At 34.2% G+C, this 22,727-nt stretch carries 21 protein-coding genes; 9 read left to right on the forward strand and 12 right to left on the reverse strand.

What is annotated here, in order from left to right:
- The first annotated feature begins 1 nt into the window (after position 1).
- Complete coding sequence (locus GM921_RS00130) at positions 2-655, forward strand: LysE family transporter (RefSeq protein WP_182920584.1); 654 nt, start codon at positions 2-4, stop codon at positions 653-655.
- Positions 656-1,071: 416 nt separating this feature from the next.
- On the opposite strand, the gene GM921_RS00135 is transcribed toward GM921_RS00130, so the two are convergent.
- From GM921_RS00135 to GM921_RS00185, 11 genes are all read right to left on the reverse strand, one after another.
- Positions 1,072-1,554 (reverse strand): nucleoporin, encoded by a 483-nt coding sequence (locus GM921_RS00135; RefSeq protein WP_182920585.1) that lies wholly within the window; start codon positions 1,552-1,554, stop codon positions 1,072-1,074.
- 12 nt (positions 1,555-1,566) lie between these two features.
- On the reverse strand, positions 1,567-1,917 hold the full coding sequence (locus tag GM921_RS00140) for a DUF488 domain-containing protein (protein WP_182920586.1): 351 nt from the start codon (positions 1,915-1,917) through the stop codon (positions 1,567-1,569).
- Positions 1,918-1,923: 6 nt separating this feature from the next.
- Positions 1,924-2,520 carry a YdeI/OmpD-associated family protein gene (locus GM921_RS00145; protein WP_182920587.1) on the reverse strand — a complete coding sequence of 199 codons (597 nt, stop codon included), beginning with the start codon at positions 2,518-2,520 and terminating at the stop codon, positions 1,924-1,926.
- Between the two features lie 12 nt (positions 2,521-2,532).
- Entirely contained in the window at positions 2,533-3,573 is a 1,041-nt protein-coding gene (locus tag GM921_RS00150) for a DUF2157 domain-containing protein (protein ID WP_182920588.1), read from the reverse strand.
- A gap of 141 nt (positions 3,574-3,714) precedes the next feature.
- Positions 3,715-5,928 carry a cation:proton antiporter gene (locus tag GM921_RS00155; RefSeq protein ID WP_182920589.1) on the reverse strand — a complete coding sequence of 738 codons (2,214 nt, stop codon included), beginning with the start codon at positions 5,926-5,928 and terminating at the stop codon, positions 3,715-3,717.
- 468 nt (positions 5,929-6,396) lie between these two features.
- Complete coding sequence (locus GM921_RS00160; protein ID WP_182920590.1) at positions 6,397-7,404, reverse strand: bifunctional riboflavin kinase/FAD synthetase; 1,008 nt, start codon at positions 7,402-7,404, stop codon at positions 6,397-6,399.
- 10 nt (positions 7,405-7,414) lie between these two features.
- Positions 7,415-8,275, reverse strand: coding sequence for a YitT family protein (locus tag GM921_RS00165; RefSeq protein ID WP_182920591.1), 861 nt, complete (start codon positions 8,273-8,275; stop codon positions 7,415-7,417).
- Between the two features lie 8 nt (positions 8,276-8,283).
- Positions 8,284-9,018, reverse strand: coding sequence for a tRNA pseudouridine(55) synthase TruB (truB, locus tag GM921_RS00170; protein WP_182920592.1), 735 nt, complete (start codon positions 9,016-9,018; stop codon positions 8,284-8,286).
- A 29-nt stretch (positions 9,019-9,047) separates the two neighbouring features.
- Positions 9,048-9,842, reverse strand: coding sequence for an undecaprenyl-diphosphate phosphatase (locus tag GM921_RS00175; RefSeq protein ID WP_182920593.1), 795 nt, complete (start codon positions 9,840-9,842; stop codon positions 9,048-9,050).
- Positions 9,842-10,075 carry a DUF3098 domain-containing protein gene (locus tag GM921_RS00180; protein ID WP_182920594.1) on the reverse strand — a complete coding sequence of 78 codons (234 nt, stop codon included), beginning with the start codon at positions 10,073-10,075 and terminating at the stop codon, positions 9,842-9,844. Before GM921_RS00180 ends, GM921_RS00175 begins: the two co-directional genes overlap by 1 nt.
- A complete protein-coding gene (locus tag GM921_RS00185; protein WP_182920595.1) occupies positions 10,075-10,953 on the reverse strand; it encodes a cell division protein FtsX in 879 nt (292 codons plus the stop codon). The genes GM921_RS00180 and GM921_RS00185 overlap by 1 nt, the downstream gene beginning before the upstream one ends.
- Before the next feature lie 234 nt (positions 10,954-11,187).
- On the opposite strand from GM921_RS00185, the gene GM921_RS00190 reads away from it, so the two are divergent.
- From GM921_RS00190 to GM921_RS00220, 7 genes are all read left to right on the forward strand, one after another.
- Positions 11,188-11,601 carry a hypothetical protein gene (locus tag GM921_RS00190; protein WP_182920596.1) on the forward strand — a complete coding sequence of 138 codons (414 nt, stop codon included), beginning with the start codon at positions 11,188-11,190 and terminating at the stop codon, positions 11,599-11,601.
- A 129-nt stretch (positions 11,602-11,730) separates the two neighbouring features.
- The gene (gene leuS / locus GM921_RS00195) at positions 11,731-14,529 is read left to right on the forward strand and encodes a leucine--tRNA ligase (protein ID WP_182920597.1); all 2,799 of its coding nucleotides are present in this window, start codon (positions 11,731-11,733) and stop codon (positions 14,527-14,529) included.
- A 149-nt stretch (positions 14,530-14,678) separates the two neighbouring features.
- Positions 14,679-15,173, forward strand: coding sequence for an RNA polymerase sigma factor (locus GM921_RS00200; RefSeq protein WP_182920598.1), 495 nt, complete (start codon positions 14,679-14,681; stop codon positions 15,171-15,173).
- 24 nt (positions 15,174-15,197) lie between these two features.
- Positions 15,198-15,845 (forward strand): hypothetical protein, encoded by a 648-nt coding sequence (locus GM921_RS00205; protein ID WP_182920599.1) that lies wholly within the window; start codon positions 15,198-15,200, stop codon positions 15,843-15,845.
- A gap of 128 nt (positions 15,846-15,973) precedes the next feature.
- Positions 15,974-18,379 carry an outer membrane beta-barrel family protein gene (locus tag GM921_RS00210; RefSeq protein ID WP_182920600.1) on the forward strand — a complete coding sequence of 802 codons (2,406 nt, stop codon included), beginning with the start codon at positions 15,974-15,976 and terminating at the stop codon, positions 18,377-18,379.
- A gap of 1,192 nt (positions 18,380-19,571) precedes the next feature.
- Positions 19,572-20,177 carry a hypothetical protein gene (locus GM921_RS00215; protein WP_182920601.1) on the forward strand — a complete coding sequence of 202 codons (606 nt, stop codon included), beginning with the start codon at positions 19,572-19,574 and terminating at the stop codon, positions 20,175-20,177.
- Entirely contained in the window at positions 20,174-20,422 is a 249-nt protein-coding gene (locus tag GM921_RS00220) for a redox-active disulfide protein 2 (RefSeq protein ID WP_182920602.1), read from the forward strand. Before GM921_RS00215 ends, GM921_RS00220 begins: the two co-directional genes overlap by 4 nt.
- 107 nt (positions 20,423-20,529) lie before the next feature.
- Here the strand turns inward: GM921_RS00220 and GM921_RS00225 are convergent, their stop codons facing one another.
- Positions 20,530-22,161, reverse strand: a complete 1,632-nt coding sequence (locus tag GM921_RS00225) for an ABC transporter substrate-binding protein (protein WP_182920603.1) — start codon at positions 22,159-22,161, stop codon at positions 20,530-20,532.
- Positions 22,162-22,206: 45 nt separating this feature from the next.
- On the opposite strand from GM921_RS00225, the gene GM921_RS00230 reads away from it, so the two are divergent.
- Entirely contained in the window at positions 22,207-22,662 is a 456-nt protein-coding gene (locus GM921_RS00230; protein ID WP_182920604.1) for a hypothetical protein, read from the forward strand.
- Positions 22,663-22,727: the final 65 nt, after the last annotated feature.

Below are 22,727 nucleotides of genomic sequence, written 5' to 3' on the forward strand. Positions count from 1 at the left end.
TATGCTCTTCCTTACCTTACTTATAGGCATCGTATTAAATGCCATGGGCTATATCCCTCCAGGGAATATTAACCTTACTGTAGCGCAGTTGACCATTAATAAAGGCATGCGCCAAGCATTGTATTTTATACTTTCATTTTCTTGTGTAGAGGTGTTTTTTACCTTCGGGATGATGCGTTTCGCTCGTTGGGTATCAAGCGATGTTAACCTAGATGCCAACATTAGCGAGGTAAGATTAGGAACCTATGTAGATGCTTTTATGATTATGTTATTCATAGTGATGGGTACTATTACTTGGGTAAATCGTAAAAAAGTTCCTAAAACAAAAGCAGATGATAGAAGTAGAAAGGGTAGTGTATTTTATGGGATGTTATTGGGTGTTTTAAATCCTGTGCAAATTCCTTTTTGGTTGTTTTTTGGTAACTACGTAATTCTTCATGAATGGATTCGTACTGATTACTTATCATTGGTGATTTTTAGTTTCGGTTCTGGTATGGGTTCAGCTTTGGCTTTATATGGTTATGCTCACTTTGCTCGATATATTCAAGAGAAATTTGCATTGAGTAGTCATATTATTAATCGTTCTATTGCGCTGTTTTTGTTTGCGTTAGCACTTTATCTTATTATTAAACAGAGTTTAATTTATTTGGGATAAGGGTTGTTAAGGCGGTCGTCATCCTGAGCACTATTGTCTGCATGACCGTCATTGCGAGGAACGAAGCAATCTTTCTCGCTTTTGCAACTTCTTTTCTATTTAATCCGTTAAATTTTTTTTTGTGCGTTTTGTCATCCTGAGTTTGTCGAAGGACTTTTCTTTTTCCACGCTCGGGCTTGCCTCGGCTCTTGACAGCCGATGGGTCAAGTAACTTTTTCCTTGATGAAAAAGTAACCAACGAAATCAAGGCTTAGTATCATTTTTTCGGTAGCATATATTGTTTTTTGTCCTCAAGAGCACTTCGTGGTTCTCGGATTAAGCTATTAAAACTTTATTAGCAACAAGCAGCAGGTTCGATGAAGGATCGAACTGGCTCATTGTTTTGGGTTGTGGTTTTTGAAAGTGTTTGCAGAAGTTTAAACAAGTTGGTTTATTTTTTTAATTGTTTGTTTGAGCTCATGGCGAAAAGCCATTCGGTTTAACTGCTTTCTCCTTCGGGATGCTACAAGGCCAGTCCTCGTTCTTGGGAATGGGTTGTTGTTTGGGAAAGGTTGTAAAGGAGTATAGCAAGAAACAATTGACAATTGTTCGTTGTCATATGACATTGTTCTAAAAACAGTTGACATCGCAACAGAAACAGTTGAAGATTGTTCATCTTCATATGAAGTTGTACCAAAAACAACTGAAGATTGTCTATCTTCATATGAAGTTGCGCCAAAAACAGTTGAAGATTGTTCATCTTCATATGAAGTTGTACCAAAAACAGCTGAAGATTGTCTATCTTCATATGAAGTTGTACCAAAAACAGTTGAAGATTGTTCATCTTCATATGAAGTTGTACCAAAAACAGTTGAAGATTGTCCATCTTCATATGAAGATGGACCAAAAACAATTGACAATTAGCTACAATACTATTTCATTACTTCTTTTATAAACTGCAATAAAACCATAGCGTGTGTATGATGCTTGTCTTTAGCAGCATATAGGAGGGTTACTTTCTTCTCTTTCTCAATTACTTCAATCAATTCATCCAATACCATTGAATGTTTTAATTCTTCGCGATACGCTTTACCAAATGCAGTCCATTTTTCGGGTTCATGGTTAAACCATTTTCTCAAATCGGTTGATGGAGCAGTTTCTTTCATCCACAAATCTACATGGGCAGCTTCTTTGGTCATCCCTCTGGGCCATAAACGATCTATTAATATCCTATAACCATCATCTGTATGGTAAGGCTCATAAATGCGCTTCAATTTTATCATGACAATTTAACGCTGATATTTCCAGTTTAGCGATTTCCCTTCAGATAGCCATTCAATTGTTGTCGCCATACGTTTTATTCTGGTTGCTTCGGCTTTAGCAGTAGTTATCCATTCTAAATATTCTCTTCGGTGTGATGGACTAAAGCTTTCGAACTGTTGTTTTGCCTTTGGATTTTCATTCAATACACTTGCAAAGTCTGCAGGCATCGCAATTTCCGCCTTTGGCGTAATTACTTTCTTAACTTTTGTGCCTTCTTCATTCAGCTTTAATGCTTCTAAAATATACTCTGTAAGAATTTTGGTTTCAGGTATATCTTCTATCTTTTCTACTCTCCCCATTGTGCCCATCGCATCTTTTTCGAAAACCTGATAAGGATCTTTCATTAATGAAGCTTTCCAAAATCCAAATGCGCAATGTGCTTTAAAACTTGCCATTGAACACACAGTACCTTTATAATCGAAATGAGGGAAGCCCCATTTAATGGTTTCATTAATTAATTGAGAGGCTTGGTGGATTGTATTTCTTAAATGTGTTAAAATGGGTTGTGCAAATGGTGCAGCTTTTGCGATGTAAGCATCTACCCGTTCATCGTATTGTTTCATTTTTTGATGATTTTATTTCTTTGTAAACTCTACATTCCATATTTTTTCTGCCTTGCGACCAATTAACCAAAATGAAATGGCTAGTACAGAAAAGAATAATGCTTTGTGCCAACTATCCCAAAAATATTCGAAATAGCGACTATATAAATTTATAAATAAAAAGGTAATACCAACCTCTCGGGCAACTTCATCGTGGTATTTTAAGCCTACAAAAATGCTAACCACACAAACAATTGCCGAAATTATAGCCCAATAAAATAAGCTAATTTGTTTAACGGTATACCAGCTTTCTAGAGTACCAAAATTGCCAAAAACAGAAAGTAGCCAGAGGGATATAAAAAGGTAAGCCATGCCACAGACGTAAGTGGTTGGGAAAAAGTACTGGAGATTTTTTTTCTGTTTTAGTAAATAAGAAGCTGCGGTAAGGATAAAGCCAAATAACACAAAGCGTAAGGGATAATTTAAACCGATAAAATAGCCACTCCAACGCGATAAATAGCCTGTCTCTGTGCCAAACCATGCTCCGAAAGAAAGTAAGGTAAATACCCAAATTAGCCTCGATTTAAATAAATAGGCTAGGCCTGCATAAATAACTACCGATAGTAATATTAAAATAGAGAAATGGTTGCTGCCATTATTTAATGATTTTCCGAAGTAGGCAATGGCATTGGCAGTAAGCATTACAGCAGTAAAAACCAGCGCTTCATTGCTAAAAATTTGCTGCGGTTTAGTCTTTTTTCTTTTAAAACCTAGTATAAATAAACCAATTGCTGCCAAAGCAGAAAACAAACTAATTAAACTGTTAGGCGTATTGTATAGCTTTTGAATGTAATTGAGTAAGGTTTTATCTATCAATAAAGCGCCTAAAGAAATAACACCACAAGCCATGGCAACCCAAAATGAATATTGCGCTAACCTACGCCAATCGAATACTTTAGCCTCATAACTTTGGCGTAATTTATTTGCGGTAGCCTCATTAAGTAAGTTTTCTTCTTCCCAATACTTAATTATTTCTTCCAAAAACTCACCTTTTTCTTGGTCTATTTTCTTCATCTTTTACTAAGATAAAACAATTTTAAGTTTTGTCATTCCGAGGAACGAGGAATCTCATTAATAGAAATGATATTGAAGATTTAACTTATAGAGATTCTTCGCTGCGCTCTGATCCGATAGCTATCGGATGACAAAAACTTTTTACTTTAGCAAATCTGGGATGCGTTTATTATTTCCTACTATCCAGACAATGTCTTCGTTCTCAAATATTAAATTAGAATCTGGGTTTAAAATGCGTTCTCCATTTCTTTCTATACCAACGACCAAACCTTGCGTTTGTTCTCTAATACCAGAATTCCTAATCGTTTGTCCAAAAACAGGAGATTTACTGTTAATCACAATTTTTTGCAAGGACATATCCTGCATAGGGATAGAAACTAAAGTTTCGTCTACAATTCCTTCAAATAATGGTTTAATATTTGCCAATTGATCATCCGTTCCAATAATCAATAATTTATCATAAGGATATAAACGTTCATCTCGACTTGGCGTTGAAATATTGATTTTACCTCTTTCTATCATGGCAATATTAACCCCGTATTGCTCTCTAATTTTTAAATCGACTAAGGTTTTTCCTACAAGTTCGGATTCTGGCGCAACGGTAATTTCGGTTAAGTGCGTATCCCAAGGTAAAATATCTGGCGTTCTATTTTCTCTAGCATTTAAGTTTAGCATAAACCTAGTTTCCAATTTATTGTAAAACGATTGCAGTTTCCTAGAGAAGATAATCATGACCAATATAACGAGTCCTAATGCTATTCCTGCTGCTATCGAAGTATCAAAAAACTCATACATTAAAAATCCGACAAAGAAAATTCCTAATAAAATTCTAAACACTTCAATAGCAATTAATGGTCCTCTCGTATATTTTTTATTTAACCATAAGTGTGAGTAAGCAGTTTTTTGTATCCTTCTGATGGATAATGCCCATAAAAAGGGAGACATTAAAATAAAAGAGATAATTACGCTGATAATGGTTGCGTTTGAGCCGATATCTAACTGATTTGCTATGAAAGGATTTAAAAGCCTAGCTGCTAATAAAATGATGGAAATGATAATAACCGAGTGGATTATAGTATTAAATATATACGATCGGAGTAAGATTTTCCAGTCACTGAGTGTGGTTATACCTTCGGTACTAGAACTGTATCTCTCAATTCCATCCAACCATCTTTGCGGTAATCTTTTAGTTAAAAAGTTATAAAATGGCTCAGATAGTTTAATTAAATAAGGTGTGGTAAATGTGGTAATTGCTGCTGCGGCTACTGCGATAGGATATAGAAATTCGCTAGTTACTTTTAAACTTACACCCAAGGTGGCAATGATAAATGAGAACTCACCAATTTGAGCCAAACTCATGCCAGCTTGTACCGAAGTTTTAAGTGGTTGACCTGCTAATAAAGCTCCAAGAACGGTGAATAGAATTTTCCCGAAAATAATAACTAACGTGATTAAAAAGATAGGCATTGCATATTCAATGAGTATACTTGGGTTGATCAACATACCAACAGAAACAAAAAATATAGCTGCAAATAAATCTTTAACAGATTTTGTTAAATGTTCTATGCGTTCTGCCTGTGTAGTTTCTGCCAATATAGAGCCCATGATAAATGCACCCAATGCAGGAGAGAAACCAGCTTTATCCGCCAATAAAACCATGACTAAACATAAGGCTAATGAAACTACCAACATCGTTTCATCGTTCATTAGTTTTTTTGTGGCTTTTAAAAATGTAGGCACTAAAAATATCCCGCCTAAAAACCACAATACTAAAAAGAAACTTAGTTTAAGGATGGATTTAATCATTTCTGGGCCAGCAGATTGCTGACTAACTGCCATTGTAGAAAACAGTACTAATAATAAAATGGCCACTAAATCTTCCACTATCAATACGCCAAATACTAACCCAGCAAACTTTTTATGTTTAATGCCGAGTTCTTCAAAGGCTTTAATGGTAATCATGGTAGATGAGATAGAAATAATCCCGCCAAGGAAAATGCTATCCATATTATTCCAGCCCATTGCTATACCAATTAGGTAACCACCAAGGATGATGAAAAGGACTTTAACGATGGCAGTAATTGATGCAGAGCCACCAACTTTTACCAATTTTTTAAAACTGAATTCGAGCCCAAGGCTAAATAAAAGGAAGATTACACCAATTTCGCCCCAAATTGTAATGCTTTTATGATCGCTAACGGTGGGAATAATGTTAATGTGTGGGCCAACTAGTAAACCGGCTAAAATATAGCCCAATACCAATGGTTGTTTAATTTTTTTAAATAGGAGTGTAGTTACTCCAGCTGCGGCAAGGATAAGGCCTAAATCGGCAATTAATACAGGTAAGTGAATCATAAAGTATATTTTTTGTAATGAATAATTTTAATGCTGGTTTGAGCAAAAAGAACTACCAAAAAGTATGCTTCGGAAATAGACAATTAAAGATAAATTGATAACTATAATTGACCTTGCCTTTAAATTTATTTATCGATTGAACTGGTGTACATACAAGTGTTATATAGCTGTGAATAATGCTAATTGCACTTGTTAGGGTAGGATGTTGTATGGTTTGATGAATACGATTTAGATGTTCGGAAAATGGTTCTTTACTTAAAGAATTGCTTTCCATTTTAGATAGCACATTCACTTTATCTAAAACGAGATTGGATTGTTTAATCGACTTTTGAACAACTATAATCGTTCTATTATCTAGTGCATGAGCAGTAGATAGATAAAAACAAGACAGCAGTAGAAAAGTAATAAAAACCCTCATTGCTTTAAATATAACAAAAATAATCGGTTTTTGAATGGTTTAAGGCACTATTATAAATTTGAGTTTTGTTTAAAGAAGGCTAAAGTATCTTCTTTATCTTGATGCAATTGTATGGTTAATGCTTCTAAACCTGTAAATTTTACATCGTGACGTAAGAATTTTAAGAAATTCATTTTAATAGTTTGACCGTAAATCTCTCGGTTGAAATCGAAAATATTTACTTCAATATTACGCGTCATGCCGTTAATGGTTGGGCGCTGCCCGATGTATGCCATTCCCCTGTAAGAAAGTCTTGAGTCTTTAGTAGATAGGCTTGAGTGTGAAGTAAGAGACTCTTGACTTGAGACTTCTGACTCTGGACTCATTTCGACGGTTACAGCATAAATTCCATCGCTAGGGATAAGTTTATACGTTTCTTCTACAAAAATGTTTGCTGTAGGAAATCCGATTGTTCTACCAATTTTATCTCCTTTAATTACTGGCCCACTGATAGAGAAGTGATAGCCTAAATAGGTTTCAGCTAATGCAACATCTCCATCTAATAATGCTTTACGAATTTTGGTTGAACTTACCGCTACATCGTTAATGTCTTGCTCAGGTATTTCTTCGATGGTGTAATTGTACAATGCTGCACATTCTTCTAACTCCTTCATGCCGCCTTTTCTATCCTTGCCAAAACGATGGTCGTAACCCACAATAATTTGTTTTGTACCGATGGTATCAACTAAAATATTTTTAATATACTCGGTTGCGCTTAGGTTAGAAAAATCTCGTGTAAACGGAGTAATAATTAAATGATCTACACCTAAATTTGCTAAAATCTCCGCTTTTTCTTTAATGGTATTGATTAGTTTTAAATCCTGGTTTTCAGGGTCAATAATCATCCGTGGGTGCGGGAAAAAAGTTAAGATTACACTTTCTCCGCCAGAAGATTTTGCGAGTTCGCAAAGGCGTTTTATAATTTTCTGATGTCCGTAATGTACCCCATCAAATGTACCGATGGTAACCACAGCATTAGTTAGTTTTTTAAATTCAGAAAGTTGATGATATATCCTCAAAACGTATTTTTTAATGTAAAGCTTGACGTTTAACAACGCCACCCTTAAGGTCTGCAATTTGTTGTTGTACAACAAAAGCATCAGGGTCTATTTGTCTAATTTCAGATTGTAATTTGCTCATTTCGAGTTTCGTTACAACCGTATAAATGATATCAATATCTTTCTTTTCTAAATACCCTCCTTCGCCTTTATATACGGTAACTCCTCTTTTCATATTATTGATAATGAAGTGTTTAATGTCATCATTTTTTTCAGAAATGATAGTTACACCAGTATAAGCCTCTAATCCATTTACAATAAAATCGACTGTGTTTGAAGCAGATAGATAAGTTAATATGGCATACAATGCGGTTTCGATATTTAAAAAGTAGGCAGCAAATGCGAAAATGATGATGTTTAAGATGAGGATAATATTTCCTACCGTTAACATGCTATTTCTGCTAATATATAAAGCTAGTACCTCTGTTCCGTCAATTACACAGCCACCTCTCATGGCTAAGCCAATTCCACCCCCTAAAAAGAAACCACCAAAAAATGCAATCAATAATTTATCATGAGTAATTGGGTTAAAAGGCAATACAATTAAAGCTATTGAAAGTAAGGTAATGGCGATTGAAGTTTTTATCGCAAAACCCTTTCCTATTTGTTTGTACCCCATTATAATAAATGGAATATTGATGATGATGATGAGGTAAGATAAATTCCAACCAGTTAACGCTTTAACCAATAGAGAAATACCAGTTACACCGCCATCTATAAAATGACTTGGCAACAAAAAGCTTTTAAGACCAAAGCAAGCTGATACTACACCACAAATAATTAAAGCCCCTTCTTTTATTAATCGAGTATTTTTATTTTTGCTGTTTCCCATAAATGATTTTATTTAGGTTCTGTTTCCTGCTTATTTTCTTCTCTCTTATTACGAAGATACTCAACCAAATCTGCTACTTCAAATGCATTTTTTAATAAGAAATTGCCGCTGCGGGTACGAGTAAGTTTAGATAAATAAGCTGCATTGTTTAATTGTTTTCCAAAATCTGAAACTAACGAACGGATGTAAGTTCCTTTACTACAAACAATTCTAAAATCGACTTCTGGTAAAGCAATTCTAGTAATTTCAAATGCATTTACGGTAACATAACGTTTGCGCAATTCAACCTCTTCGCCTAAACGAGCTTTAACATATAGGCGTTCGCCATTTACTTTAACAGCAGAATGTGCTGGTGGATATTGCTCAATGTCACCCTTAAAAGGCTCGGTAGCAGCATAAATTTCTTCTTCAGTTATATGTTGAATAGGGAAAGTTGCATCAATTTCAGTTTCCATATCGAAAGAAGGAGTACTTGCTCCCAAAATCATGGTGCCTGTATATTCTTTTTCTTCAGCCTGAAAAGTATCGATTTGCTTAGTTAACTTTCCAGTACAGATAATTAATAAACCTGTAGCTAAAGGATCTAATGTGCCAGCATGCCCGACTTTTAATTTAAGTGGCTTTAGCGAATTTCTAATCTTGCCAACCACGTCAAAAGAAGTCCATTTGTAGGGTTTATTTATTAAAAGAAGTTCGCCTTGGGCAAAGTCAAAATCAGGAAATTGTAGGTTTTTGTTCTCCAAAAGAAATTATTTTGATGCAAAGCTACGGTTTAAATGATAGAGAGTTGATGTCCAGATAAAATCAGTACGATAATAACCAGTCCAACAATAATTCTATACCATCCAAATAACTTAAAACCATTTTTGTTCAAATAGCCAATAAAGCTTTTGATTGCCAATAGAGCGATGATAAAAGCGACCACATTTCCAAAAGCTAAAATTTGTATTTGCTCATGCGAAATAGAATGACCTTCTTTATAAAAATCTAATAATTTTTTACCTGTAGCGGCAAACATGGTTGGTACAGCTAAAAAGAAAGAAAATTCTGCAGCTACTTTTCTGCTTAATTTCTGGCTCATCCCACCAACTATACTTGCTCCAGATCGAGATACACCAGGTATCATTGCTAAGCATTGAAAAAAGCCAATTTTTAGTGCAGTTAAGTAATTTATCTCCACTTCTTCGTTTACAGTCGGATTACTAAACCATTTATCAACGAATAATAAAATAACACCACCAACTACTAAAGAAATCCCAACTGTAAGCGGGCTTTCTAGCATTTGATCAATTTTATTGCTTAGTAAAACACCAAAAATTGCAGCAGGAATAAAAGCAATAACTAGTTTAATGTAAAAGTTAATACTCTTAAAAAATCGTTTGAAATACAATACGACAACCGATAAAATAGCGCCTAATTGTATACAAATGGTAAATAATTTCACAAAGGGATCAGAAGCAATGCCCATTATAGATGAACCTATAATCATATGCCCTGTTGATGAAACTGGCAAAAATTCGGTTAATCCTTCAATAATTGCGAGGATTAGGGCTTGTATAAAATTCATTAACCCTTATTTTTTAAAACAGCATAAATACCAAATGCAAAGCCAAACAATACCACCATTGGTGCTATTAAAGTTCTTCTTACATCATAAATATCACCTGTGGTACCCATCATTAATATAAAGCCAACTACAACAATAGCAATGCTAATTAATAATAACTGATAGTTCTTTTTTGTAAAAACCAATTCTGTTTTTTTATCCTGTTTTACAGGAGCTGACTGTTTTTCTGCCATTATCTATATAGATCGTAAATTTTTAAACGTAAATATCTGCTCACTGCAAATAATGTACTTATTGAGGTGATAAAAATACCAATTGCAATCATGCCAATTAATACAAAACCAAATTCGGTATAGTTTCTTAAAATTAGTATTTCGGGTATTTCTTTTTGTGCGTAATACAAAAGGCCAAGCAAAATAATAATTGCAATAAAAGAGGCAATTAAGCCATGTAATGCGGCAACTAAAATGAAGGGCTTTCTGATAAAGTTCTTGGTAGCGCCAACTAACTGCATACTTTTAATTAAAAAACGTTGCGAGAAAATTGCCAATCGAATAGTATTATTAATTAATGCTACTGCGATTACTAATAAAATAATTGCAAAACCCAACACAATGAAACTAATGGTGCTAATATTTTTGTTCACCATATCAATTAAAGAACTTTGATAGATCACTTCCTTAACGATAGGGTTTTTTTCTATGTTCTTTTTAAGTGCATCAATGCTTTGGTTATTTGCATAATCTGCTTTTAAATAAACATCTATGGTAGAAAGTAATGGGTTATATCCTAAAAAGTTTACAAAATCTTCACCCAAATCTTTGGTCAAATTATGTTGTGCAACTTCCTTATTTACATATTGAGTTTGCTTAACCGCTGTATTTCCATTCAATTCTTTTTGGAAAGCTAAAATGTCGGTTTCTTTAGCGCCTTCATCAACAATAATGTTTAAAACAATATTCTCTTTTACATAATTGGATAAGTTTTTAGCGTGAACTAAAATCAAACCCAACATACCTAACATTAGTAAAACCAAAGCAATACTAAAAATGGTGGAAATATAAATGGTTTTTGTCTTCTTAGAAGCTTCGCTTACTTCAAATTCTTCCATGTATCTGTGTTTTTGTTTTTGCGAAAATAAAGAAAGATAAGCAAAAACGTAAATAATATGGCTTTTGTTTTTGCACAAAAGACCTATTTATAGCTAGCAAATTAGTAATAATTAAGACAATATGATAAGACTTGATTAGAATTTAACCTTTATTAACAAACCAAGTTGGCACATGTTTTGATTTGTTTTTAGCATTAGCGTTTCTCATTAAACTTAAAACTAATTTTAAATTCGATGAAAAAACGACTAGTATTAGCAGGAACGATTTTACTTTTTATTGCAGGCTTTTCTGCCTGTAAAAAACAAGATGAAGCTACAAAACCACTTAGAGCAAAGATGGTAGGTAAGTGGCAAGTTAACAAAATTGATGTAACAACAGCAGGCTCTGCGACAATTACAACAACTTATGCTGCAACAGATTACTTAGATTTTAAAGACAACGAAAGCGATGATTTTGAATTAGGCTTAGGTAGTAATCGTTCGGTCGGAACGTTTGGCGCTCGCGTAGGAGATGAATTTTACATGGATTTCTCTTCCAAAGATTTAGATTGTACGGTATCTGCAATTACCACAAATAAATTTCAGTTTACAGGAACAGTTGTAGGCTCAAATCCTAAAGTAACAGAGACCTATTATTTAAGTAGATAAAGGTTTTAAAGCACAAATTTTACTACAAACGCTGTCTTCAAAAAAGGAGATGGCGTTTTTTATTCTTTCCACTTCAAAAACAGGCTTAATTTCCTTATTTTCGCAAACTATTTAAGAAAGAGGAGATTAATGGATTATCAATTTGCAGCCATAGAGCAAAAGTGGCAAAAGTTTTGGGCAGAAAATCAAACGTTTAAAGCCGAAACCAATTCTAGTAAGCCAAAATATTACGTGTTAGATATGTTTCCTTATCCTTCTGGAGCGGGTTTACACGTTGGGCATCCGCTAGGTTACATTGCTTCTGATATTTTTTCGAGATATAAAAGACTAAAAGGATTTAATGTTTTGCATCCAATGGGATATGATTCTTTCGGATTACCAGCAGAACAATATGCCATTCAAACTGGTCAGCACCCAGCAATTACTACCGAAGCTAACATTGCAACGTATCGTCGTCAGTTAGATCAAATTGGTTTTTCATTTGATTGGAGCAGAGAAGTTCGTACAAGCGAGCCATCGTATTACAAATGGACGCAGTGGATTTTCATGCAATTATTTAATTCGTGGTACAACTTAGAAACCGACAGAGCAGAAGATATTACTACATTAATTGAGAAATTTAATGCGGCAGGCAGCGCTAATATAAAAGCAGCTTGCGATGAAGATGTAAAGACTTTTATGCCAAGCGATTGGGCAACATTTACAGACGAAGAAAAGCAAGTTGAGTTATTAAAATATCGCTTAACGTATTTAAAGGAAAGTACAGTGAATTGGTGCCCAGCATTGGGAACTGTTTTAGCTAACGATGAAGTTAAAGATGGTTTTTCTGAACGTGGAGGATATCCTGTAGAGCAGAAAAAAATGATGCAATGGAGCATGCGAATTTCGGCTTATGCAGAGCGATTATTGCAAGGCTTAAATACCATAGATTGGCCAGAACCAGTTAAAGAAATGCAACGCAACTGGATTGGTAAAAGTGTAGGGGCGAGTGTCCGCTTTGCAATTTCAACTGAAAACTCCCAACTGAAAACTGCTAACTTTATCGAGGTCTTCACAACCCGCGTCGATACAATTTTCGGTGTTTCATTTATTGTTTTAGCTCCCGAACACGAATTAGTTCAAGCTTTAACCACCGAGGCGCAAAAAGAAGAAATAGCAAAATACATCACCCAAACTAAAAAGAAATCTGAATTAGACCGCATGGCGGATACGAAAACAGTTTCTGGAGCATTTACTGGAAGTTATGTAATCAACCCTGTTAACCAAGAATTAGTGCCAATTTGGATTGCTGATTACGTTTTAGCGGGTTACGGAACTGGTGCGGTAATGGGTGTGCCAAGCGGCGATCAACGTGATTGGTTATTCGCAAAACATTTCAATTTGCCAATTATCCAAATTTTAGATGCGCAAAAAGATATTGAGGTAGAAGCTGATGCTACAAAAGATGGAAAATATATAAATTCTGGTTTCATTAACGGATTAACCTATAAAGAAGCGACAGAAAACCTTAATAACTGGTTAGAAGAAAACGGCGTAGGGAAAGCGAAAATTAATTATCGCATGCGTGATGCTATTTTTGGTCGCCAACGTTATTGGGGAGAGCCAATTCCAGTTTATTTTAAAGATGGCTTGCCGTACCTTATTAAGGAAGAAGAATTGCCATTGCTATTACCTGAAATTGATAAATACTTACCAACCGAAAGTGGCGAACCGCCATTAGGAAGAGCAACAGATTGGAGTTACGAAAACCGTTATGAATATGAACTAAGTACAATGCCAGGTTGGGCAGGAAGTAGTTGGTATTGGTATCGTTATATGGATGCGCAAAACGGAAACAAATTTGCTTCAAAAGATGCCATTGCCTATTGGAAAGACGTTGATTTATACATTGGCGGTTCTGAACATGCAACTGGGCATTTATTATACAGTCGTTTCTGGAATAAATTTTTGAAAGATTTAGGTTATGTAAACGAAGAAGAACCTTTCAAAAAATTGATTAACCAAGGAATGATACAAGGTAGAAGTAACTTTGTATATCGTGTGGTTGATGAAGAAGGAAAAGGAACAAATACATTAGTTTCTTATGGATTAAGAAAAGAATATAAAACTTCTGCACTGCATGTTGATGTAAATATTGTTGAGAATGAAATCTTAAATATCAACAAATTCAAAGAGTTTAGACCAGAGTTTGCAAACGCTGAATTCATTCTAGAAAATGGAAAATACATCTGCGGCGTTGAAGTAGAAAAAATGTCGAAATCAAAATTCAATGTGGTAAACCCAGATGTTTTGATTGAAAATTATGGTGCTGATACCTTACGGATGTACGAGATGTTTTTAGGTCCGTTAGAGCAAAGTAAACCTTGGAATACAAACGGAATTGAAGGTGTATTTAAGTTCTTGCGTAAGTTTTGGCGTTTATTCCACAATGAAGAATGGGTTTTCCATATTAATGATTCGGTACCAACTAAAGCAGAATTAAAAGCATTACATAAAATCATTAAAAAAGTACAAGATGATGTAGAACGTTTCTCGTTTAATACTTCCGTTTCTAGTTTCATGATTGCAGTAAATGAATTAACCGATTTAAAATGTAAAAATCGTCAGGTTTTAGAAGATTTAGTCGTTGTACTCTCTCCGTATGCACCACATATTTGCGAAGAATTATGGTCGTTGTTAGGCAATACAGATTTATCAAATACAGCATATCCAACATTTAATCCAGCTTATTTAGAAGAAGCAGAATTCGCTTATCCAGTTTCCATCAATGGTAAAATGAAAATGAATTTAAACTTGAGCTTAAGTTTAGAACAAGATCAAGCAGTTGAAATTGTATTAGCAAATGAACAAGTTCAAGGATATTTGGAAGGTAAAACCCCTAAGAAAATCATTTTTGTAAAAGGAAAAATTGTGAATATTGTAGTCTAATCCACTGCACTTATATATTAATTAGCCACAGATTAGCAGATTTTAAATCTGTAAATCTGTGGCTTTTTTGTGCGCAACAAAATATTTTTCACATTCCCTGTGATATTTCTGACCTTGCTGCGATTAATAGGGAAAGATGATTTAAATTAATGCAGCAAGCTCAACAAGAATTCTTAAAAATTATTGAAACCAACAAGCGCCTCATATTTAAAATATGTAACTCTTATTGCCAAAATGCAGACGATCGCGAAGACTTGGCGCAAGAAATTATATTTCAGTTATGGAAGTCGTGGGGAAATTTTAATAACGATTACAAGTTGTCTACTTGGATGTATCGCATTGCGTTAAACGTTGCCATTTCATTTTACAGAAAAGAGCAAAAAACAACAAATACAGTTTTAATGGGCGAACATTTAATAGAAATTGTTGACGAGAATTTGGAAGAAGGATTAGAAGCAAACTTAAATGCATTGCAAAAGTTCATCAACGAATTAAAGCCTTTAGATAAAGCATTGATGTTATTGTATCTCGAAGAAAAATCCCATAAAGAAATGGCAGAAATTATAGGTATTACTTCCACCAATGTGGCCACAAAAATTGGAAGAATAAAAGAACAGCTTAAACAGAAATTTTCATCCCAATAGCTATCGGGACTAACATTAATCAAAATGGAAAATATAGAAATCATCAATCTTTGGAAACAATACGATGAAAAATTAGAGAAATCACTTTCTCTTAATCAAAAAATTATAACCGAATTGCAACAACAAAAAGCTAAAAATGCACTTAAACCAGCAAGAAATTATAAAATTTTAGCAGTTGTAGTTGGGATTGTTTATGCAGTGGTGGTAGCTTATTTTTTATATCATTTAAATCCAATTGCTTCAATTTTCTTAAAAATCTCAATTGCCATACATCTATTAGTTACAGTTATTGCTATAGCAATGTATGTTAGACAAATAATACTGATTAGTGAAATTGACAATAGTCAAAACATAATTCAAATGCAGCAAAAACTAGCTTGCTTGCGAGCCTCAACAGTAAATGTAATTGGTATATGCTTTTTGCAACTCCCAATTTTTAGTACTTGGAATATCACCTTTAAAATGATTAATGAAACACCTTTAAATTTTTGGTTCATTCAAATGCCAATTGTTGCATTATTTACGTTTGCAGGTATTTGGTTATTTAAAAACGTAGATATTAAAAATATGGATAAAAGATGGTTTAAAATTATGTTCTATGGTGTAGAATGGAGTTCAATTCTTAAATCAGGTAAATTTTTAAAAGAAATAGAAAACTTTGAGAAAATGTAATCAACTCATTCACCGCTTAAAAATCAGCATTCACCGTTAATTCAAATCAAACGGTCTAAAATCTCTATACAAATCATGTAACAAAAACTACTTTTGTTAGACTAAATACCAAACAAAAAAATAACACAATGAAAAGAATTCTACTTTTAAGTATAGGTTTAATCTTCATGTATAGTGCTAAAGCACAATTTCCTGGAATGGGAGGCGGTCAAAAAGTAACTGTAACTGGTCGTATTACCGCAATTATTTTAGACTCACTAACAAAAAAACCAATAGATTATGCCACCGTTTCATTAACTAAGGTGAAAGATGGTAAAGCCGTAAATGGTGGTGTAACAGACGAAAAGGGTAAAATCGTTTTACAAAACGTAGCACCAGATGAGTATAAAGTATCCATTGGTTTTATGGGCTATAAAACAAAAACGGTTATTATAAAAACTACTCCAGAAAAACCAGATAACAACCTTGGTTCTATCTCAATAAGTACAACTTCAAATACATTAAACGAAGTAAACATCGTTGGACAAAAAGCTGTTGTAGAAAATAAAATTGACCGTCTAGTGTACAATGCAGAAGCCGATGCTACAAATGCAGGTGGAGACGCGACCGATGTAATGCGTAAAGTGCCAATGCTGTCGGTTGATATTAATGGTAACGTTCAACTACGCGGAAGTTCTGTACGTGTTTTAATCAATGGAAAACCATCAGGTACAATGGCAAATAGCGTAGCTGATGCCTTGAAAATGTTGCCAGCAGATCAAATTAAAAGTGTAGAAGTGATTACCAACCCATCAGCTAAATATGATGCAGAAGGCTCTGGCGGTATCATCAATATTATTACCAAAAAAAGCAATGCAGAAGGTGTAAGTGGAAGTGTAAATGCAACTACCGGAACTCGTCAAAATGCTGGTGCTTTTAATTTAACTGCTAAAACAGGTCGTTTCAGTGTTAATACTGCATTAGGAACTCAATTGGCATATCCGCAAGAATCGAGAGTGGTATTTTTTAATCAAACTACTGCAAATAATGTAACAACCTCTATCCTTCAAGATGGAATTTCAGATTGGACAAGACAAGCGTACAATGGAAGTTTAGGTTTAGATTACGATTTTAACGCCTATAACAACATTAGTACAAACGCTAAATACACACGTTTTTACAATGGAGGGCCAGGAAATTCGGCCACCTCAATTAACAATGTGCTAACTGGAAATACCTTAAGTAGCACAAAAATGAGTAATGGTAATTTAGATTGGAATATGGATTATAAATTAACCACTAAAAAACAAGGAGAAGAGTTTTCTATTTCTGGTCAATTAACCACAGGTAAAAACACCAATGAGTTTTTTAACGATTTTAAAACTTCTGCTGGTGTACCAATAAAATATACTGAAAGTAATAATGTTGGCGAAAACAAAGAATATACTGCCCAATCAGATTATGTGTATCCTTTTAGTAAGTCGGTAATATTTGAAGCAGGTGGTAAAGCTATTTTTAGAAATATCCAAAGTCAATACGGAGGTAATGCTAACCAAGATTTTGATTACGATCAGAACGTAGGTGCCGCTTACAGTACCATTAGCTTTAACCTAACCAAAAAAATTCAGTTTAAAGGAGGTGTTAGAGCAGAATATACAGCTATCAATTTCTCTAACAATAAGAACGATTACTTCAATCTGTTCCCAAGTGGTATTTTGTCACAAACAATTAATGGTAAAACAACATTAAAACTAGCCTATAATCGTAGGGTACAACGCCCAAGCTTAGCGTATTTAAACCCATTCCGTAATGAAGCAAATCAATTTAGCGTATTTCAAGGAAACCCTAACTTAAAGCCAGAATTGAGCGATAATTTAGAATTTGGCTATTCTACTTACATCAAAGGATCAATTATTAATGCATCTATTTTTTATCGTAACACTAAAAATGCTATCGAACCTTTTAACAGTCCCGATCAAATACCAGGAACTACGCTATCTACTTTTATAAATGCAGGTACAACACAAAGTTATGGCTTTAATTTATTTACATCTTACAATCCAATTCCAAAATGGACATTGATGAGTAACATTGCCTTAAACACTTACGAAATTAAAAGTAGACCAGATATTAAAGGAATGAACGAAGGAACATTTTTAAATTATAATTTCTTCATGCGCTCCGCAAATTCATTTAAAGGCGGTTGGAATTTAGAGTTTTTCGGTGTGGTTAACTCACCTCGCTATACCTACCAAAGTAAAACAGAACCTATGTTCTTTTATGGTGGAGCTGTTAAAAAAGACTTCTTCAAAAAACAAGGAACAATTGGGTTAAATGTTTTAAATCCATTTAATCGCGATTTGCATATCGAAACAGTAACACAAGGAGACAATAACTATCAAACCCAAAATATCTACTATCCGTTACGTTCATTTGGTTTAAACTTTAGCTACAAATTCGGTAAACTTAAATTTACAGAGAAAAAGAAAATCAAAAACGACGACATCAAGCAAGATCAAAACCAACAAGGTGGCCAAGGTGGTATACAACAATAAAATATAATATTACATCATAACATAAAGCCTCCAGATGTAAAATCGGGAGGCTTTATTGTATTATTTAGTCATTGTAAATCCCTTTTTTATTGGGACTCGCAATCCTTCATTCAAGCAATCTTTTCATGTTGTTTCGTCATTGCGAGTCCCTTTTCGGGGCGAAGCACCAAAGGAGTGCAAATGGTACAATCTTTCATACAAGCAATATTTTTCGAAAAGCAAAAGCAGCATTTCATCGGCTATTTCAGTCCTGCCAACGCTGTAATCTTTTTGTATGAACACTTCGCCGTCATTTCGACCGTAGTGGAGAAACCTTTAAACACTGCATTGAACTACAGATCTCTCATTCCACTGCGCTCCAATCGAGATAACGCAACACAAAAAGTATTTCCGATAATGTCAGGTTTAATAAACTCAAAACAGAACAACAAACTAACACCCCATCCAACCAATCCCAAACCACAATCTATTCCCAAGAACGAGGACTGGCCTTGTAGCATCCTGAAGGAGAAAGCAATCCAAACTTCTCCACAACCGTTCAAAAACCACATTCCAAAACAGAATGCAGTTCCGATTCTTCATCGGGATCTTATTCTGTTGTCAAAAAAGTTTTGATAGCTTAATCCGAGAACCACGAAGTGCTCTTGAGGACAAAAAACAATATATGCTACCGAAAAAATGATACTAAGCCTTGATCTTTTGTTTCTTTTCTATCAAGAGATACTGCGAAGTATTCTTGAATACCCCTAAAATGAACACTCATGAAAAACGAAAGAGCCATAGCGGGGGCGAGCTAAAAAATCAAAAACCCTACTAAAACTATAAAACAGCCTACTTATTCCCTACTTATATCAACATTGTCCCGTATTATATCAACCTTGTCCCATATTTAATCATATTAGTCCCCATTTTTATCATCTTCTTCCCCATTTATGTCAACTTTGTCCCAATTTTAATCACAATAGGCCCTGTTTTAATCACCTTTGTCCCGACTTATATGAACTCTGTCCCAACTTATATCACCTGCAACATTACTTTTCCAACCTGAAAGTCTGCATTACTAATTTCCACCCAATGCTCCCCTCTCCTTTGGAGAGGGGTTGGGGGTGAGGATATATTATCTTATATTAGGCTGTCAGAAACAATAACCCACACCAACTAAAAACTAAAGTGAAAGCCAATTAATAATTAAATGAAAATTTCAGAAGACCTACAAAAGCTAATACCCTTCGGCTATCTTTTTTTAGTAGTTATGGGCATATTAAAAGAAAGCGTACTCTTTTATCAATTAGGAATTAACATTTTAAAATATTCTACAATCATGGATATTTTAATTAGCCCAATTGCCACCCTAACCACCCATCCAATTACATTTTTAACCACAGCATCTGTCTTTGTAACTTGCTATTATTTGCCATCAATTTTATATAAATACGATCACAATAAATGGGTAAGAAAAATCTTCGAATTAAAACAGACCAAAATAGATTTGCCAGAAATTGAAATAAAAAAATACTACTTCGCTATTTCGATTAAAAGTCTTGCCATTGGTTTGCTATCAATTTATTTAGGTTACGGCTCAGCCGAAGGATTCTTTATCTCCAAGAAAATAAAAACCGACCAATTAAAATACGATTACACATTAAATTACAATAGTGGAGAAACCGAGCAAATTTTCCTTGTTAGCACAAACAGTGTGTATTATTTTTATCTTGCCAAAGGAAATAAAGCCATAAAAATTGCCCCAATTGCAGCAATAAAAAACATGGAAATAACTAAAAATAGAATGTTCAAATGAGTAAAAAAAGCCTTTCAGAACTGAGTAATGAAGAATTGCTCAAAAACGAAAAAACATTAAAAACAATAACAGCTATGCTTGCAGGCGCAATACTTGTGCTGTTCATCATCAACATAGTTCTAGCTTTTAAAAAAGGATTTAGCGCTTTAAGTGCAGTTCCAATTGCATTATTACCAATAGTGATTATAAATTTTAGTTCTTTAAAAGAAATGAAAAAAGAAATAAAATCAAGAAACTTAAAGTAAGGTTTAAGCTATAGCAATATTACTTCTCTAACAGCCACCCTGCAAGTATGCAATATTAATTCCATCCTGAGTTCCCCCTCCTTAAGGAGAGGGGCTAGGGGTGAGGTTTACTTCTTCTTCACTCGTTTCAAAATCATTAAACTCAACGGATTAATAGGGTAACCGCTAATGTTATTTTGCAACATCACCACAACCTGATCGTATAAAACAGGTACAACCGATGAATGTTCCATCACCATATTATCCATTTTATAATACAATTCATATCGCTTTTTAGGATCGCTTTCAAAATAACTTTGCTCAAACAATTTGTCAAATTCTGCATTAAAATAGCCTGTATAATTTGGCCCGAATGGCACTTTGTTTTTAGAGTAAAACACCGATAAATAATTCTCTCCATCCGCATAATCTGCAATCCACGAACCCCTAAAAAAGTTCACTTCGTTCTTCGCCATCATATCACGCAAACTCGAATTAGGGCTAACATCTACCTTTACTTTAATACCAATATTATTCAATTCCCCCTGAATAAATTCAATTAAATCTTTGTAAGTAGTAGAAGTGCTCAACGTAACTTCGGGCATTCCTTTCCCATTCGGAAACCCAGCTTCTACCAATAATTTTGCAGATAATGCAGGATTATAATCGTAACCTTTTACCCGTGTGCTATCAAAACCTGGCATCCCTTTGGGTATAAAACCCGATGTTGCAGGAGTTCCAACACTATTTCTTAAGTACTTGATTAATTTTTGTCTATCAATGGCATAATTAATCGCTTGCCTAACTTTTTTAAATCGTAAAGGAGAATTTTTAACGATAGTTTTAGAAGTATCAACTAAAATTCCTACATATTCTGTACATAAATAAGGGCCTTTAAATAACTGAAATTTCCCTTTATACTTGCTAGTCATTTTGCCGCTTTTGGTCAAAATATCATCGCGATAACTTCCGTCGACACTGTTAAAAAAATCTAAATCCTTTTTAATGAAATTCATGAAAGCACTTTGCTTATCAGTAATAAAAGTAACCTTTACAGCATCTAAATAGGGAAGTTGTACATTTCCATCCTTTTCCCAATAGTGTTCATTCTTAAGTAACACTAATATTTCATCTTCTTTCCAATACTTAAATTTAAATGGACCCGTACCAACGGGATGACTTCTAAAATCCTTGCCATAATGCTCAACAACTTCTTTAGGCACAACAGAACAATATTGGGCAGTCAATAAATTCATAAAAGCAGGGAAAGGTTTTGATAATTGAATTTGAAAAGTGGTATCGTTTAATGCTTTAAAACTGCCAGCATCTTTCACTTTATCACTAAAAATCCATCCTCCAGATGAGGCAACTTTAGGATCTATTAATCTAAAAAAACTATACGAAAAATCTGATGCGACTACTTTTCTTCCTTTTCCATTTTTAAATTGAGGATCATCCTGAAAATAAACATCATCACGTAAATTAAATGTATACGTTAATCCATCTTTAGACATTTGCCAGCTTTTAGCAATGCAAGGAATGGTATTCAAATCTTTATCTACTTGCACTAATCCGTTAAATATTTGGTTAATCATCCAAATGGCATTTTGGTTACGAGCAAAAGCCGGATCTAAGGAAGTCACATTTTGATCTAAGTTAATATTGAAAACTTTTTTGCCATCGGTTTCGGTTTTCCCCTTACAAGAAATAATCGCCAGCAGGCAAAAAATCCAAAATATATTGTTTATAATTCTACGCATCGCTTTAGGAATACTATTTTTGTACAAATTAATAAATAAATTCAGATGTCTTTTTTAAATGAGCTTATAAATAGTGAAAATGATGAGATTTTACGTGAAGAATTACATGATCGTGTAGATATTGTAGCGCATAAAATTAAATTCATGGATAAAGTGCCTGTAGTTTGTTTAGATACATTCAACATGCAGAGCTTAGTTTTAGCCGATGAAATTAATGCTGCTGGAGGAATACTCGAAACAGAAATTTTGGGTGCTGTTTATATTATTTATTACCAAGCAGGCAAAACGTTGAATGATTTAATGCGTGAAGTGCCTGCATTATTAGACGCAAACTGGTCAGCGGTAAAAAACGGTAGAATTATTTTATTAAATGATGATGTAAATAAATTGCGTACTCCAGCCAATGCTGTAACATTGATAGAAAACTTTGCTGAAATGCTACATCCAGGTTTCTTTATTTTTGGTTACGAAGGCGATAAGTGGATTAGGTTTGGCGTTTAAACCCCTAAACCCCCTAAAGGGGACTTCATAATAAGGCGCATTACATGAACACTAAAAAGACAAGC

It is taken from the genome of Pedobacter planticolens (assembly GCF_014172375.1).
In the GTDB taxonomy this organism is placed as follows: domain Bacteria; phylum Bacteroidota; class Bacteroidia; order Sphingobacteriales; family Sphingobacteriaceae; genus Pedobacter; species Pedobacter planticolens.

Bases quoted from the DNA above. Each gene is read 5' to 3' on its own strand.
- GM921_RS00130 (WP_182920584.1), top strand. From the start codon at position 2: ATGCTCTTCCTTACCTTACTTATAGGCATCGTATTAAATGCCATGGGC.
- GM921_RS00140 (WP_182920586.1), bottom strand. From the start codon at position 1,917: ATGATAAAATTGAAGCGCATTTATGAGCCTTACCATACAGATGATGGT.
- GM921_RS00145 (WP_182920587.1), bottom strand. From the start codon at position 2,520: ATGAAACAATACGATGAACGGGTAGATGCTTACATCGCAAAAGCTGCA.
- GM921_RS00150 (WP_182920588.1), bottom strand. From the start codon at position 3,573: ATGAAGAAAATAGACCAAGAAAAAGGTGAGTTTTTGGAAGAAATAATT.
- GM921_RS00155 (WP_182920589.1), bottom strand. From the start codon at position 5,928: ATGATTCACTTACCTGTATTAATTGCCGATTTAGGCCTTATCCTTGCC.
- GM921_RS00165 (WP_182920591.1), bottom strand. From the start codon at position 8,275: ATGGGAAACAGCAAAAATAAAAATACTCGATTAATAAAAGAAGGGGCT.
- GM921_RS00175 (WP_182920593.1), bottom strand. From the start codon at position 9,842: ATGAATTTTATACAAGCCCTAATCCTCGCAATTATTGAAGGATTAACC.
- GM921_RS00180 (WP_182920594.1), bottom strand. From the start codon at position 10,075: ATGGCAGAAAAACAGTCAGCTCCTGTAAAACAGGATAAAAAAACAGAA.
- GM921_RS00185 (WP_182920595.1), bottom strand. From the start codon at position 10,953: ATGGAAGAATTTGAAGTAAGCGAAGCTTCTAAGAAGACAAAAACCATT.
- GM921_RS00190 (WP_182920596.1), top strand. From the start codon at position 11,188: ATGAAAAAACGACTAGTATTAGCAGGAACGATTTTACTTTTTATTGCA.
- leuS (WP_182920597.1), top strand. From the start codon at position 11,731: ATGGATTATCAATTTGCAGCCATAGAGCAAAAGTGGCAAAAGTTTTGG.
- GM921_RS00200 (WP_182920598.1), top strand. From the start codon at position 14,679: ATGCAGCAAGCTCAACAAGAATTCTTAAAAATTATTGAAACCAACAAG.
- GM921_RS00205 (WP_182920599.1), top strand. From the start codon at position 15,198: ATGGAAAATATAGAAATCATCAATCTTTGGAAACAATACGATGAAAAA.
- GM921_RS00210 (WP_182920600.1), top strand. From the start codon at position 15,974: ATGAAAAGAATTCTACTTTTAAGTATAGGTTTAATCTTCATGTATAGT.
- GM921_RS00215 (WP_182920601.1), top strand. From the start codon at position 19,572: ATGAAAATTTCAGAAGACCTACAAAAGCTAATACCCTTCGGCTATCTT.
- GM921_RS00220 (WP_182920602.1), top strand. From the start codon at position 20,174: ATGAGTAAAAAAAGCCTTTCAGAACTGAGTAATGAAGAATTGCTCAAA.
- GM921_RS00225 (WP_182920603.1), bottom strand. From the start codon at position 22,161: ATGCGTAGAATTATAAACAATATATTTTGGATTTTTTGCCTGCTGGCG.
- GM921_RS00230 (WP_182920604.1), top strand. From the start codon at position 22,207: ATGTCTTTTTTAAATGAGCTTATAAATAGTGAAAATGATGAGATTTTA.